The following is a 14,445-nucleotide window of genomic DNA, read 5'->3' as shown; positions in this document are numbered from 1 at the left end:
CCGAACTATATAGTTTCGAGTTCTATTCTCATAAATAAGGGTTCTAACTCTTATACCCACTTTTCAAGCTTACGAATACAACCATACTCGCATTAGAGATAAAAGTTGATCCGTTTGGATCGGTTTTTTCACATAATCTGAGGCTCCTGCCACTATACATTTGTCTCGATCATCCTTCATTGCTTTCGCTGTCAAAGCAATAATTGGCAATTTTTCGAACTCAGGCATTTGCCGGATACGGGTCATCGCCTCATATCCATCCATCTCCGGCATCATCATATCCATCAAGACGAGATCATAATTTCGATTCTTTTCAAGAAGCTCTATCGCTTCTCTTCCATTCTCGGCAAAAGTCACATCCATACGGTAGCTTTCCAGTACACTTGATAAAGCAAATACATTACGAATATCATCATCTACTAGCAAGATCCGTTTGCCTTCAAATAAAGTTTCCTTGTTATATAGATTTTGCAAAATCTTTCTCTTGTCTTCCGGCAAGTTTGCCTCTACCCGATGCAAGAACAATGTAGTCTCATCAAGCAAACGTTCTGGAGATTTAACATCCTTAATAATAATGGATTCAGCGTACTTACGCAGTTTCATCTCTTCTTTACTATCCAGCTCCTTGCCTGTGTAAATAATGATAGGCAGATCATTCAGCTGTGCGTCATCACGAATCTGATCCAATAGTTCAAATCCGGTTATATCCGTCAACATGAGATCAAGTACCATACAGTCATATCTCACTTTACGGAGTTCCTCAATTGCTTCTTTCCCTGTGGAAACGGCCGTTATGGCTACATCATCATGGCCAATGAGTTCAATAATTGCATTACGCTGTATCTCGTCATCCTCTACAATGAGAAGACGTTTCAATGATTTATCTATATAAGATTCAATATGAGCAAAAGCCTGATCCAATGATTCGCGATTAGATGGTTTTTTCAGATAAGCAATAGCACCCATCATAAGTCCCTGTTTAATCTCATCCATTACAGAAATCACATGCACCGGAATATGACGTGTAGACAGGTTTGCCTTCAATTCATTCAAGACTCCCCAGCCATCCATCACAGGAAGCTGAATGTCAAGAATAATCGCGTCTGGCAAATAGCGCTTCGCCATCTCAAGACCAATGTCTCCTTGCAAAGCAACGAGTGCTTTAAAATCGCGCTGCCTTGTCATATCAAGCAAAATATTAGCGAATTTCGGGTCATCTTCGATAATCAACATCACACGGTCCCCATTTTGAATATCTTCTCGGTCATCTTTAATGTTGTTAACAACCGCTACAGACGAGGAAGATAGTACTTTAGGTGAACTAGAAGGAATGGTCATAGATTTATCGTAAATAACTCGATCTTGCTTAACAAAACTTTCATGGGTTGCAGCTGATTCTTTATACTCATTCGCCGCTCCATTAAGTTTCACAGCATCTTCCTCAAGAAGAGGCAAGAAGAGAGTGAATGTGCTTCCTTCTCCTTCTTCCGAGCTGAGCTTAATTTCCCCGCCAAGCAGTTTAGATAACTCTCTGCTGATGGATAATCCCAGTCCCGTACCTCCATATTTCCTGCTTGTCGTTCCATCAACTTGCTGGAAGGCTTCAAAGACCAAATCAATCTTGTCTTGGGCAATTCCAATCCCCGTATCTTTTACCGACATCGAAATATAAGGAATATCAATATCAAAGTAATCCGGCAATTCTGATTTCTCAGCTAGTTTCATATTGACCGTAATGGAACCAGATGTCGTGAATTTGAAAGCATTTGATAAAAGATTACGTAAAATCTGCTTCACACGATGCCCATCGGATACAAAGGACGACGGCAGATTCTCATCCGTTTCAAAATGAAGTTTCAGATTTTTGCTCATCGCTACAGGTGCAAAGTTTTGTTCTACGAAGCCCTGTAGATCCGAGATATTAACCTTCTCATGGTTCACTTCCATTTTTCCAGATTCCACTTTAGATAAATCTAGAATTTCATCAATCATTTTCAAGAGGTCAGCACCTGACATATAAATGGTTTGTGCATACTCTTTTTGTTTTGGTGTCAAATTCCCATCTTTATTCTCTGTTAGAAGTTGAGATAGAATAAGCAAACTATTAAGCGGCGTTCTAAGCTCATGGGACATATTAGCAAGGAATTCCGATTTGTATTTCGACGTAATAGACAACTGCATCGCTTGCTGTTCCAGCTGACGTTTCGTGATTTCTATCTGTTCGTTCTTCTCTTCTACCTGTTGCACTTGCTCTTCAAGCGCTCTTGTCTTACCAAGAAGTTCGGTATTAAAATGCTCCAGTTCTTCTTGCTGACGTTGCAGTAGTTCTTCTGAACGTTTGAGTTCTTCTGCTTGTTCTCCCAAACTTTCGTTCGAACGGCGCAGTTCCTCTTGTTGGGTTTGAAGTTCCTCGGATTGCATTTGAAGTTCTTCTGTCAGAGCCTGCGATTCACGCAAGAGTTCTTCCACACGCATACGACGATTAATATTGTTAATAATAACGCCGATATTATTGACAAGCTGTTCAAATAGCTGCTTTTGCATGAAAGTTAGCGGTTCAAACGAAGCTACCTCCACTACACCAAGCATTTCCTCTTCAAATAAAATAGGTCGAATGAGAATGCTCGCAGGTGCGGAATAACCAAGACCTGAACCAATTCTTAAATAACCATCGGGTGCTTCATTAAGTTCGATCACTTTTTTATCAAGTGCGCTTTGCCCTACAAGCCCTTCACCAATTTTGAAAGTAGATTTACTGTTTGTTTCTCCCCCATCAAAAGCATAAGCTCCGTAACATTTTAACTCGTCTGGATGCTTATCCTCATCATGGAGATACACTGCACCATAATTCACACCAATAACAGGTGCAAATTCACTTATAAACAACTGGGACACTTGTTCAGTTGAACCTATACCCCGCAATAAATCGGTAATCCGAGCCATATTGCCATTAAGCCAGTTTTGATCCTCTTGCGCTCGCGTATATTCTTGTTCCAATAGCTGCTTCTGTTCCAGATCTTCAGCCATATCTTTAAATACACGGGCAATTTGACCAATTTCGTCTTTCGTCTTGACTTTGATTCTTCGGATGGTACGGAATCTCCCTTTACCAAAACTCTGAATCATCATCGAAACGGTGCTTAACCCTTTTGTAATACTAGGAATAACCCAAAGAATAATCGCAAGAGCAATAAGTAAACCCGCTACCAAAAATCCGCCAAGCCATTGAACCGTCTTATTCATTTTATCCTTAGCTGCCAGAATTTCCTGATCAATCAATAAATCCTGATATTCATTCAGCTTGGTTAGACTCGTCAGTGCATCTTGCTGCACTGTAACCCCTGCGTTATTGCGATAGGAATTAGACTCAGCTATTTTCTGCTCTTCAAGTAACTGCATTGCACGAGCCGTATAATTCTCAAACTCTTGGATCTGATCTTTTACATCCGTAAGCAAACTAATTTCTTCTGCTGTATTTGCACGTTCCTCAATTTTTTCTAAGTTATCTTTTAGGCTTGCCTGCTTTTCATTGATCTTTGCAGTTGCCGATTGTAACGTGTTCGCATCAGGATTCATCATCGCTGTCGTAATATAGAATGCAACGTCGTTTACATCCGCACGTACACCGGAAGTGAATCTAGTTTTCATGTACCTATCGTTATACATATTATCAATTTCGCTTTTCATGTTGTTGGTAGCGTTAAAACTGATCATAGTAAGCACGAGTAAGATCGCCATCATTGCACTGAAGCCAACAAGCAATCGAGTGCGTATTTTCATTCTCTATTCTCCTTTTAGTGAAATCCATACTAAGCAAATATCATCTTCATGTTCTTTCGTTACTTCCTCATCAAAGAACGTCTGACGCATCTCCTGCTCGTCGAAATTGTGATTGTGACTTAAGCGTTCTTTTAAAAATGAAAGCTGTTCTTCGGTTTCTCCATCCACCGCTTCGAGCAGCCCATCCGTATACATGGTAATGTGACTATCACCTTTATAATAGACGGTGTGAGTTTCTGCCTCCATCGTATCAAATAGTCCAACGGGATGAGTGACACGGTCTAGTGAAATTACTTCGCCATTTCCTTCAAATAGCAGTGCAGGAGGATGTCCGGCATTGACGTAATCAATCCGCATTTCATTCGTATCAATAACAAGATATATAGCTGTGAAATAATACATAACCAGCTGATCATCAAGATAAAGTTGATTAAACCTTCGGTTTAATTCCTTCATGACCCGGTCAGGTTCAATATAGGTGGTCACGGTGTCTTTTAAGACAGAAGCAATAAACATACAAAAGAGTGACGAGGAAATTCCATGCCCCATCATATCTAGCAATATAACTCCGTATCTTCCTTTTCCTAGCGGGTACCATGCATATAAATCCCCTGCCAGTACGGCAGATGGCTGATACAAAGCATTTACCGTAAACTTTGGATCTTCTATAGCGGGGCTGAGCACTGCATTCTGAACAAGACTAGCTAATTTAAGTTCATCTTGAATACGTTGGTCTCGGTCTTTACGCCAATCTTTTTCCTGCTTTAGACGTAAGGCAAGACGAATTCGGGCCATCAGTTCCACTTTGTTAATCGGTTTCGTAACGTAATCCATAGCTCCTACATCAAGGGCCTCAGCTAGTTTCTTCGAATCGCCAACAGCCGTCACCATAATGATTGGAATGTCTTTCAGGTGAGGATAGGTTTGTACAATACGACAAGCTTCTATTCCATCCATTTCTGGCATCATCATATCTAGCAAAATGAGATCTACATCAGGTTCCTCCGCTTCATCCGATGGGAGATCCACATTCTCACCTCGAATTTGAACCCCTAATACATCAAACATCTCAAAAGCGGATTTCGCAGTAACGATATTCTTATAGTTTTCTTTCTTTAAAATTTCACGAATAATAATAACATTGGTCGGATTGTCGTCTACAATAAGTATTCTCATAACCCTCTCCTTCTACTAGCAATAATTATACTAGGGGACTTATTTTCTGTAACAGAAATAATATACTTTCTTAACTATAGCAAATTTTAAAGAGATAAGATATTTAAGATAAACGTTCTATACATAGTAGCACCTTTTCTCAAAACGCACAGAAAGGAATGGGAGTAAAATCCTCCCATTCCTTGCCATCCTATTTTTATATTCACTTCATTTTGATATAGATAATTACTATACACTTCGCTGAGCTATAACAAGAACTTTCCCTTTATCAAGCTCTTTCTCGTAATATTCTGCTTCCGTTTCTGTAAATCCAATGGATACAATTTTAGCACGAAGTTCATCTCCACGGGAACGGAACAGATTGGCAATGGAGTCAAAAACGCCTTCTTCTTTTAAACCAATCTCTTTAGCGTTTGCTTTATTCGCAATGCGATCTGTTCGGTCTTCACTATGTGCCAATACGAAAATATCTTTCGCCAAATAATCTGCGTCACGAAGTTCTTTTACCGTTTCCACTGCCTGAATTCCGTTCTCAACGAGTTTAGCATACGCTTTCGAATTCGTTGTTTTCATGATATCCACGCTCCTTAGAAACCTCTATTTTTTCAAATATTTACGTAATATAAACAATTCTATTCCTCTTGAAACAAAGATCTTTTTCCTCTAAAAAGAGCCTTCATCAAAAAACTCCACATGTTTCAAGTGCTGATGTTCATCCAAATAAACTTTTACTGCCTGGTGACCTTTAATGTACACATCTCCATCTTCAGCAATGAAGTCAGGTTTGCCAAGCGTATGTTTGATGCTGCGCGGAGTTAGTTCCATGAATACATCATTCACCTTTAAGTACGTTGCCTCTTTCTTCACCTGAATATAGGAAACGGTTCCATCTATAATACCGACGGTTACATCCTCATAAATATACTCTCTGCTACCAAGAATCACGTCTTTTTTCGTCTGCTCGGGATACCCTTTCTTGCTTAGTACATCTGCCTTGGTATCTTGTAAAGAAATATCATTTACTGTTTTGAATTCAGTTTGCTGTTCTATAGGCCGTATTTGAGTTGGTTCCGACTTCTTTACCGCCAACTCTACTGATTGATTGCCTTGCCACATTGCGGCAGGTTCAGCCGTAGGTTGAACGGAAAAGGGAGATGTGAGCGCCAACATGAAAAGCATAGTTTGTAACATCATCTCTCACCCTTTCTTCTTCTCCATATGCTGTACCATCCTGCCGCACGTACGTTATCCTATTAGGGACCTTGTTACATCGCTATGGCAAGACTTCCTACATACACCTTTTTCAAATTAACGTCTGATTTTGTTCCACGTGTCTGCAGCGATATCAACATAATTCAACCATTTTTTGCTTGTTGAATTCTCATGATGTGCTAGACTCGGAGTTACGATTCCCGCAGAAGTTCCTCCAGCAGCAGGCAAAGCTTTTACTTCCGAAGCCTGTTTTTCTGCTACTCGGCTGCTTCTTACCACATTACCGAATTCTTTCTTGTGTTGAAATTTACTCATTACGGTACTTGATACTTGTTTAGCAGCACCTGTTACTTCTGCCAGAACTTCACCCAAATTTTTCACGGATACCATAACCGGATCAATTTGTTTCATTTTATTTTCCACATCTACTGTAATTTCATTTGCATGACGAACCGTTTGTTTTACCTCATAACCTAGTTCATCGATTGTACCTTGAACTTCTTTCAGTGTTTTGGATACGTTATCCAGGGATTCTTGAGCTGTCTTTAATGTCTTAATCAGAAAGACAACCAGTACTGCAAAAGCTACCGCAATAATAGCTACGCTAATTTGCCACAACATATACACAACCTCGCTTTCATTTCATCATCAATAGTGTTTGTTATTCGAGAATTACCCGCCGTGCACAGTCTCGAAACAAGAGAGTAAGCTCACGAAATATAAAAATCATGAAATTATTTATAAAGCATATATCTATTAGTTGAAGGGGAATTTCAAACAGCACTGACTCTTACTTGGGTGTCCTTTCTATTTTGTTTCACCCGAAGTTCACTCGGTTAATGAGAACTACGAAACGAGAAGAAATTGCTGATGTTCATTGGAATTCTCCTACTTATACATACGATCATCAGGATAGTTCCTAGGGCCGTTCGTAATTTCTTATCGTAATAAAATCTAGAAAGGATTGATTCTCATGCTAAAATGGACTCTTATCTTTTTAATTATTGCCGTTGTTGCTGGTATTTTCGGATTCTTTGGTATCGTAGAGGCAGCTGCTTCTATTGCTAAAGTACTCTTCTTTATCTTCCTGGTACTCTTCGTCATTTCTCTCATTATGGGGAAAACACGAGCCTGACGGGTTGTAAAACATAACTCAAAACACAAAAAAGCTGTTGGCCTTTGCTAACAGCTTTTTTTGTTTTTAAACAAGGCAAATGTGAATTTTGGATAAATATTGAATTGATTGTTATTTTTGTGATTCAATACCTGCCTAGGATGGTTATTGTTATCTCAGAACAAACCATTACATATATCCTTAGGAGGAAAAAACAAATGAAAAAATTGATTACTATTACAGCGGCTCTCGCCCTTACCGCATCTTTCGCAGGGGCTGCTAGTGCTGCCACCGAGACAACAGAAACAACAACTACGCCAACTGCAAATTCTGTATCCGTTTCCACGGAGGCAACCAGTACGACTACAAATACTACCGTTTCTACAGACGTCTACGAAGATACGGTCCTTGTTAAACCGGGTGATGGTATTGACCTTCCGCTGCTTCCTTTGGAAATCACAAAAACAACATATTTCTATGACACGCCAAATGGAAAAGCGCTGGGTGCATTGAGCTCACAATTCGTTTCCGTTACAGGTGACGAAATTACGAACCGAATCACTGGTGATACATGGGTAGAGATTTACACTTGGAAAGGTGTTGCTTGGGTGAACACAGGTAAATAACCTGACCCCTATTTAAATTGTCCTTCTTATAATACATAAGGGTGTCCGCGGTAAGTTTAAACTTACTGCGGACACCCTTTTTTCGTAAAATCATATTGGATCAATAAAATTTCAGTGTACAGCCATTTTAGGTTCTACATGTACATGAACATGCATAATGTTATGGTGCCGCCTCATATTTTCTTCGATGGTGTCACTAATTTTATGTCCTTCTACCAGACTCAAATTCGGGTCTACTTCTACGACGACATCGACCATAACATGACTTCCATAAAGTCTAGCTTTTACATCCTTAATTCCTTGGACCCCTGAAGTTTTGGCAATCGTGCTTCGTAAATCAAGCAGTGCTTCTTCGTTAAAACCATCCGTTAAACTATGCGTTGACTCTCTAAATATATCCCAGGCTGTTTTACAAATCAAAAGACCGACAACAAAAGCAGCTACCGTATCAAGCCATGGCAGACCAAGTTGTGCCCCCAATATGCCGATCCCTGCACCTACACTGACCAAGGCATCCGATAAGTTATCTTTGGCAGCTGCCATAAGCGCCTGACTTTTGATTTCCGTGGCAAGCTTGCGATTATAGAGATAGACAAAAATCATGACTATGGCTGAAATTGCTGCTACTGCAGCCGACCAAGCGTTTGGAATTTCTCGGCTTCCTTCGAATAATCCTTTGCCTGCCTCAATCAATACTTGAATACCAACCATTGCCATAATAAAAGATGCCACCATTGCCGCTACCGTCTCTGCACGAAAATGTCCATAAGCGTGATCCGAATCAGGTGGTTTTCTAGAGATTTTAAGGCCAATCAGCACAGCAATGGATGCTACAATGTCCGTCATATTATTTAAACCATCGGCTTTTAGTGCACTAGAATTAAAAATAACTCCGCAGAATAATTTAAAAGCAGACAAGACAAGATAAGCTCCGATACTGATCCAGGCACCGCGCTCTCCTCTTTTTATATCATCATATGCGTTCAACGAAAAAGACACTCCCTCAAATTAACTTTATCCATAAAAACGATAAGTCGGTAAACATGGTCTACCTATGGTACCAAACGGTAAGCGAGTGGGTCTATAGAAACAGTGTTGCCGTCCCACAGCGCTGTAGTCACTGTGAAAAATTGTTGCTTTATAGCAGGGCTGTATGATCAGATAAACTTTTTTGCATTAGTGCAAATACCCTTCCCTATCCTCTGCACCCACTTTAACTATTCTTTCCCTTGTTCCTGTATTTAAAAACGTATAAAATGAGATGGATACCAGAAAGTAATCTAACATCTCTTAGGAGGATGTATCGTATGAGCGAAGATCAAGAACAGCGCAAAGTAAGCCTGGCGGATGCAATTAAACAAAAACTGGCTCAGAAGAAAGAACAAGCTTCAGCCGGAGGCCGTGGTGGATTCCAAGGCGCAGGGACCAAAAAAATGGTCAGTCAAAATAACAAAAAACCGAATAATCAACGCCGTCGTACTGGCGGTTCATAAAAGGTTCTCTGTTAGCAGCCTAAAAAAGTCCGTATCTCTATGTAGAGATACGGACTTTTTGTATGAATACATCCAAGCTAAAACTTAAACTTCAGCTGGGTACATTTGAGCACGAAGCTGTTTTACTTCTTCACTATCAAGATACTCATCATAACTCATTGTGCGATCAATTACGCCGTTTGGTGTAATTTCAATGATCCGATTAGCAATGGTTTGAATGAACTGATGGTCATGAGAAGTAAATAGAATCGTACCATCAAAATCAATTAACCCATTATTTAATGCTGTGATCGATTCAAGATCAAGGTGATTCGTTGGCTCATCCAAAATCAGTACATTAGCACCAATCAGCATCATTTTGGAAAGCATACAACGAACTTTTTCTCCCCCAGAAAGCACACTCGCTTTCTTAAGTGCTTCTTCACCTGAGAACAACATACGTCCCAAGAATCCACGCAAGAATGTTTCTTCTTGATCTTTAGAGAATTGACGCAGCCATTCTACCAAATTCATATCGACACCTTCAAAATATTTGGAGTTGTCTTTCGGGAAGTAAGCTTGAGTTGTCGTAACACCCCATGCGTATTCACCTGAATCTGCCTCAGTTTCGTTCATCAGTACTTCAAACAATGTTGTTTTTGGCAAAGTGTTAGGCCCAACAAAAGCAATTTTATCTCCTTTGTTCACAACAAAGCTTAGATCATTAATTACTTTCTCGCCTTCTACCGTTTTCACTAGACGATCCACAGTAAGCAACTGCTTACCAGCTTCGCGTTCAGGTTTAAAGTTAATAAACGGATATTTCCGGTTAGACGGACGAATATCATCTAATTGGATCTTCTCGAGTTGTTTCTTACGAGAAGTTGCTTGTTTTGATTTCGAAGCGTTCGCAGAGAAACGTTGAATAAACGCTTGAAGTTCTTTCATTTTATCTTCTTTTTTCTTGTTTGCATCACGTTGCAAAGCAAGTGCGAGCTGACTTGATTCATACCAGAAGTCATAGTTACCTACGTACAGCTGGATTTTACCAAAGTCAATGTCAGCGATATGCGTACATACTTTGTTCAAGAAGTGACGGTCATGGGATACGACAATAACGGTACCTTCGTAATCCATGAGGAAGTTCTCGAGCCACTGAATGGATTCCAGATCCAAATAGTTGGTAGGCTCATCGAGCAAAAGGTTATTCGGATTTCCGAACAAAGCTTGTGCTAGGAGAACACGTACTTTTTCATTACCGCTCAGTTCTGCCATTTTGCTATCGTGCATTTCACGAGGAATACCTAGACCGATCAGAAGCGCAGCAGCATCCGGCTCAGCATCCCAGCCGTTCAGCTCAGCGAATTCGCCTTCAAGCTCTCCTGCACGAAGTCCATCTTCTTCTGTGAAGTCAGATTTAGCATACAGTGCTTCTTTTTCTTTCATAATCCCGTAAAGTTTCGTGTGACCCATAATTACGGTCTCCAGCACTGGATATTGGTCATATTCGTAATGGTTCTGTTTCAGTACGGCCATGCGCTCACCCGGAGTCATGTGTACTTCGCCTTGGTTTGGTTCAATCTCACCGGACAAAATTTTCAGAAACGTAGATTTACCTGCTCCATTTGCACCAATAAGACCATAACAGTTACCTGGCGTAAACTTAATGTTTACATCCTCAAATAGTGCACGTTTTCCGTAGCGGAGTGTTATACCGCTTGTACTAATCATGTTAGAAATCCCATCCTTTATATTAAATTAAATTTATTTCTTAATTGGTTCGTAAGGTTCTATGCATGCCTAATGTGCATACATCAGCCAATAAGCCGCATTTACCCGTATGGCAACATATTATAGCATAAATATGATGAAGTTTCTCAATTTACCATAGGAATACATACATTTTGGATTTATTTCAATCCTCATGTACAATTGAGTGAGATTCTTAACAGCACAATATCATTTTTTATATATGAACGGAGGTATTATTAAACTTATGAAAATTATATCTATTGAACCTACGCCCAGTCCAAATACGATGATGCTCCACTTGGATGAACAACTTGAGGCAGGAATTCGTAAAACATATACCTTGGATAACGAACGCTCTGCCCCTGCTTTTATACGTCAAATGCTTCACATCAGCGGAGTTAAAAGTGTGTTCCACACCGCAGGTTTTGTAGCACTTGATCGTAAAGGAAATGCAGATTGGTCTGAAATCCTTGGAGAAGTTCAAAACAAATTTGGTCAAGAAGGCGCAGAAATGAACTGGACTCCGTCCGAAGACGCTCTAGGTGAACATTTTGGCGAGGCACAAGTATTTGTTCAATTTTTCCGTGGGATTCCTATGCAAATAAGGGTAAAATCCGGATCTCAGGAAGAACGAATCTCTCTGTCCGATCGTTTTGTCAAAGCTGTAACGGAAGTCGCTTCCAGTACACTCATTAAAGAACGCAAATTAACCGATTATGGTGTACGATATGGCGAACTCCCTGATATTGCTCGGGAAGTGGAACAAGAACTTGAAGCTGCATTTCCGCAGGAACGACTCCGTAAAGTCATTGATCAAGCGATTGCTCACGGTGCCAATCAAGATGAATTTATAGAACAGCGCCGTGACCTGACAGATGATGAAATCAAGGCTGCTCTTCAGAATGAAGACTGGCATGTTCGCTATGCCGCATTAGATCAAATGGAGCCCTCTCCCGAACGAATCGAGATGATTCACACGGCTCTGCAGGACGAAAAAATGCAAATTCGCCGCCTTGCAATCATATATCTAGGTGATCTAAAGACACCGGAAGCGCAGGAACTATTATATGAAGCAATGCAGGATAAATCACCTGCTGTGCGCCGGACTGCTGGAGATACACTGTCTGATATTGGGGATGCAGCTGCTACATCTGTCATGATTCCCGCACTTAAAGACACAAGCAAACTGGTTCGCTGGCGGGCTGCACGCTTTCTTTATGAAGTTGGAACCGAGGATGCGAAAGATGCCCTCGAAGAAGCGGTACAGGATCCTGAATTTGAAGTCAGCCTTCAAGCGAGAATGGCTCTTGAACGTATTGAATCCGGCGAAGAAGCTGCAGGTACGATATGGCAACAAATGGCTGGCCGGACTAAAAATTAATTTTCACAAATAACTCACATTAAAGGGATTTCATACCATTGATTTAGAGGTATCCTTCCTTTATACTAAAGTCTGTTTTTAATAAGAGTTTTGAACAAACAAATAATTAAGATACACCTCATCATACGTAAGTTATCAGGTGAGGTAGAGGTCGCGAATACGATGAGTAGACCAGGAGAGGCATATGAGCTGCCGCTAGCATCCGGGCTGAAAGGCGTATTTGCCGAAATCTGCGAGTAATGCTCTATTGAAATATACTCCAGGTTGGGGCTGTTATCCGAAAGGGACAGAACTGTCATAGCATGATTCTCTTTTTGAAAGGGAACAGCTATGTTGAGCTATCTTCACATTCTAACGAAATAAACGTATGGTGCCGAATTCATGATATAGACCGCCGGCGCCCGCCCGCGGTCTTTTTGTATTGTTTGACTCAAATCGAAGGAGTGTATTTAGAACATGCAGCAAGACACACCCGCACCTACTCTAAAAAAAGGGCTTAAAGCCCGTCATATGACAATGATTGCTCTCGGTGGTTCTATCGGTACGGGACTATTTCTAGCGAGTGGTGGCGCGATCGCTACCTCTGGTCCTGGCGGTGCCCTTATTGCTTATGCAGCTGTCGGCATTATGGTGTATTTCCTCATGTCGAGTCTCGGAGAGCTAGCTACATTTATGCCAGACTCAGGTTCATTTAGCACCTATGCTACCCGTTTTGTTGATCCTTCACTCGGTTTTGCGCTAGGTTGGAACTTTTGGTACAACTGGGCGATTACGATTGCAGCTGAACTGTCTGCGGCAACGCTGATCATTAAATACTGGTTCCCAGACAGTAACTCTGCACTATGGAGCTTGCTCTTCCTGTTACTTATTGTTGGACTCAATGTTCTTTCCGTTAAAGGGTACGGAGAATCTGAATATTGGTTTGCTTTTATTAAAATTATTACCGTAATTATATTCCTGATCGTTGGTGTCATGATGATTGTAGGTATCATCGGCGGCGAAGCCATTGGCTTCACTAACTTTACGATTGGAGATGCCCCGATGCATGGAGGATTTTTTGCACTGCTCGGTGTATTTATGGCTGCTGGTTTCTCGTTCCAAGGAACCGAACTTATCGGCGTTGCGGCTGGTGAAAGTGAAAATCCGCGTGAGAATGTTCCGCGTGCGATCCGTCAAGTGTTCTGGCGTATCTTGCTCTTCTATATCTTGACGATTCTGGTCATTGGTCTCGTGATTCCCTATACCAGCCCGAATTTATTGAAATCTGGAATTGACAATATTAGTGTTAGTCCATTTACGTTAGTTTTTGAAAAAGCTGGATTTGCATTCGCTGCATCCGTCATGAATGCAGTTATCCTTTCCTCTGTTCTTTCAGCAGGAAATTCAGGAATTTACGCTTCCAGCCGTGTATTGTTTGCTCTTGCTAAAGAAGGAAAAGCACCTCGTATCTTTGGAAAACTGAATGGACAAGGGGTTCCCATCTATGCTCTACTAGCGACAGGAGCTGTAGGTATGCTGGCTTTCTTCTCTTCCATGTTCGGTGATGGCGTAGTATATACTTGGCTGCTGAATGCTTCTGGGATGTGCGGATTTATTACATGGCTTGGTATTTCCATCAGTCATTATCGTTTTAGAAAAGCTTATGTCGCTCAAGGACGTGACTTGAAAGACTTGCCTTTCCGTGCAAGATGGTTCCCATTCGGACCGATCTTCGCCCTTATTTTATGTATGATTGTCATTATTGGCCAAATATTCACTTTGGATCTAGCTGACTTAGGATGGCTTGATATCATCGCAACCTACTTTACGATTCCACTTTTCCTTCTCATCTGGTTGGGATACAAATGGAAGTATAAAACAAAAATTATACCTCTTCAGGATTGCGATTTCGAAACTGGTCAATCTTAATAAGAAAAGCCTGTTCTACATTTA

Annotated in this window: 12 protein-coding genes and 1 riboswitch; of the genes, 5 read left to right on the top strand and 7 right to left on the bottom strand. The window is 40.8% G+C overall.

Going from position 1 to position 14,445, the window contains the following annotated elements:
* Positions 1–69: 69 nt before the first annotated feature.
* The 5 genes from ACWPWY_RS22225 to ACWPWY_RS22205 all read right to left on the bottom strand — a co-directional run bounded on the left by ACWPWY_RS22225 (position 70) and on the right by ACWPWY_RS22205 (position 6,789).
* Positions 70–3,780 (bottom strand): response regulator, encoded by a 3,711-nt coding sequence (locus ACWPWY_RS22225; RefSeq protein WP_454193690.1) that lies wholly within the window; start codon positions 3,778–3,780, stop codon positions 70–72.
* Positions 3,781–3,783: 3 nt separating this feature from the next.
* Positions 3,784–4,956, bottom strand: coding sequence for a SpoIIE family protein phosphatase (locus ACWPWY_RS22220; RefSeq protein ID WP_454193689.1), 1,173 nt, complete (start codon positions 4,954–4,956; stop codon positions 3,784–3,786).
* A 228-nt stretch (positions 4,957–5,184) separates the two neighbouring features.
* Positions 5,185–5,529 (bottom strand): general stress protein, encoded by a 345-nt coding sequence (locus ACWPWY_RS22215; protein WP_454193688.1) that lies wholly within the window; start codon positions 5,527–5,529, stop codon positions 5,185–5,187.
* A gap of 90 nt (positions 5,530–5,619) precedes the next feature.
* Complete coding sequence (locus tag ACWPWY_RS22210; RefSeq protein ID WP_454193687.1) at positions 5,620–6,150, bottom strand: hypothetical protein; 531 nt, start codon at positions 6,148–6,150, stop codon at positions 5,620–5,622.
* Positions 6,151–6,264: 114 nt separating this feature from the next.
* The gene (locus ACWPWY_RS22205) at positions 6,265–6,789 is read right to left on the bottom strand and encodes a DUF948 domain-containing protein (RefSeq protein ID WP_454193686.1); all 525 of its coding nucleotides are present in this window, start codon (positions 6,787–6,789) and stop codon (positions 6,265–6,267) included.
* Positions 6,790–7,141: 352 nt separating this feature from the next.
* Here ACWPWY_RS22205 and ACWPWY_RS22200 point away from each other — a divergent pair, with 352 nt between their 5' ends.
* Together ACWPWY_RS22200 and ACWPWY_RS22195 are read left to right on the top strand one after the other, a co-directional pair.
* Positions 7,142–7,303, top strand: coding sequence for a DUF1328 domain-containing protein (locus tag ACWPWY_RS22200; protein ID WP_160035785.1), 162 nt, complete (start codon positions 7,142–7,144; stop codon positions 7,301–7,303).
* Positions 7,304–7,500: 197 nt separating this feature from the next.
* Entirely contained in the window at positions 7,501–7,908 is a 408-nt protein-coding gene (locus tag ACWPWY_RS22195; RefSeq protein ID WP_454193685.1) for a hypothetical protein, read from the top strand.
* A 111-nt stretch (positions 7,909–8,019) separates the two neighbouring features.
* Here the strand turns inward: ACWPWY_RS22195 and ACWPWY_RS22190 are convergent, their stop codons facing one another.
* Positions 8,020–8,895 (bottom strand): cation diffusion facilitator family transporter, encoded by an 876-nt coding sequence (locus tag ACWPWY_RS22190; RefSeq protein ID WP_454193684.1) that lies wholly within the window; start codon positions 8,893–8,895, stop codon positions 8,020–8,022.
* Positions 8,896–9,215: 320 nt separating this feature from the next.
* Between ACWPWY_RS22190 and ACWPWY_RS22185 the strand changes: the two genes are divergently transcribed.
* Positions 9,216–9,401 (top strand): hypothetical protein, encoded by a 186-nt coding sequence (locus ACWPWY_RS22185; RefSeq protein WP_191804004.1) that lies wholly within the window; start codon positions 9,216–9,218, stop codon positions 9,399–9,401.
* Between the two features lie 84 nt (positions 9,402–9,485).
* Here the strand turns inward: ACWPWY_RS22185 and ACWPWY_RS22180 are convergent, their stop codons facing one another.
* Positions 9,486–11,111 carry an ABC-F family ATP-binding cassette domain-containing protein gene (locus ACWPWY_RS22180; protein ID WP_454193683.1) on the bottom strand — a complete coding sequence of 542 codons (1,626 nt, stop codon included), beginning with the start codon at positions 11,109–11,111 and terminating at the stop codon, positions 9,486–9,488.
* Positions 11,112–11,376: 265 nt separating this feature from the next.
* Between ACWPWY_RS22180 and ACWPWY_RS22175 the strand changes: the two genes are divergently transcribed.
* Together ACWPWY_RS22175 and ACWPWY_RS22170 are read left to right on the top strand one after the other, a co-directional pair.
* A complete protein-coding gene (locus ACWPWY_RS22175) occupies positions 11,377–12,513 on the top strand; it encodes a virulence factor (RefSeq protein WP_454193682.1) in 1,137 nt (378 codons plus the stop codon).
* A 137-nt stretch (positions 12,514–12,650) separates the two neighbouring features.
* A riboswitch (Lysine riboswitch) is annotated at positions 12,651–12,862 on the top strand.
* 107 nt (positions 12,863–12,969) lie between these two features.
* Complete coding sequence (locus ACWPWY_RS22170) at positions 12,970–14,421, top strand: amino acid permease (RefSeq protein ID WP_454193681.1); 1,452 nt, start codon at positions 12,970–12,972, stop codon at positions 14,419–14,421.
* Positions 14,422–14,445: the final 24 nt, after the last annotated feature.

This window comes from Paenibacillus sp. Marseille-Q7038, assembly GCF_965111595.1.
This window is presented reverse-complemented; position numbering and strand designations above follow the sequence as displayed.

Excerpts from the sequence above, each read along its gene's own strand:
- ACWPWY_RS22170 (WP_454193681.1), top strand. The coding sequence starts at position 12,970 with ATGCAGCAAGACACACCCGCACCTACTCTAAAAAAAGGGCTTAAAGCC.
- ACWPWY_RS22185 (WP_191804004.1), top strand. The coding sequence starts at position 9,216 with ATGAGCGAAGATCAAGAACAGCGCAAAGTAAGCCTGGCGGATGCAATT.
- ACWPWY_RS22220 (WP_454193689.1), bottom strand. The coding sequence starts at position 4,956 with ATGAGAATACTTATTGTAGACGACAATCCGACCAATGTTATTATTATT.
- ACWPWY_RS22180 (WP_454193683.1), bottom strand. The coding sequence starts at position 11,111 with ATGATTAGTACAAGCGGTATAACACTCCGCTACGGAAAACGTGCACTA.
- ACWPWY_RS22175 (WP_454193682.1), top strand. The coding sequence starts at position 11,377 with ATGAAAATTATATCTATTGAACCTACGCCCAGTCCAAATACGATGATG.
- ACWPWY_RS22195 (WP_454193685.1), top strand. The coding sequence starts at position 7,501 with ATGAAAAAATTGATTACTATTACAGCGGCTCTCGCCCTTACCGCATCT.
- ACWPWY_RS22225 (WP_454193690.1), bottom strand. The coding sequence starts at position 3,780 with ATGAAAATACGCACTCGATTGCTTGTTGGCTTCAGTGCAATGATGGCG.
- ACWPWY_RS22210 (WP_454193687.1), bottom strand. The coding sequence starts at position 6,150 with ATGATGTTACAAACTATGCTTTTCATGTTGGCGCTCACATCTCCCTTT.
- ACWPWY_RS22205 (WP_454193686.1), bottom strand. The coding sequence starts at position 6,789 with ATGTTGTGGCAAATTAGCGTAGCTATTATTGCGGTAGCTTTTGCAGTA.
- ACWPWY_RS22200 (WP_160035785.1), top strand. The coding sequence starts at position 7,142 with ATGCTAAAATGGACTCTTATCTTTTTAATTATTGCCGTTGTTGCTGGT.
- ACWPWY_RS22215 (WP_454193688.1), bottom strand. The coding sequence starts at position 5,529 with ATGAAAACAACGAATTCGAAAGCGTATGCTAAACTCGTTGAGAACGGA.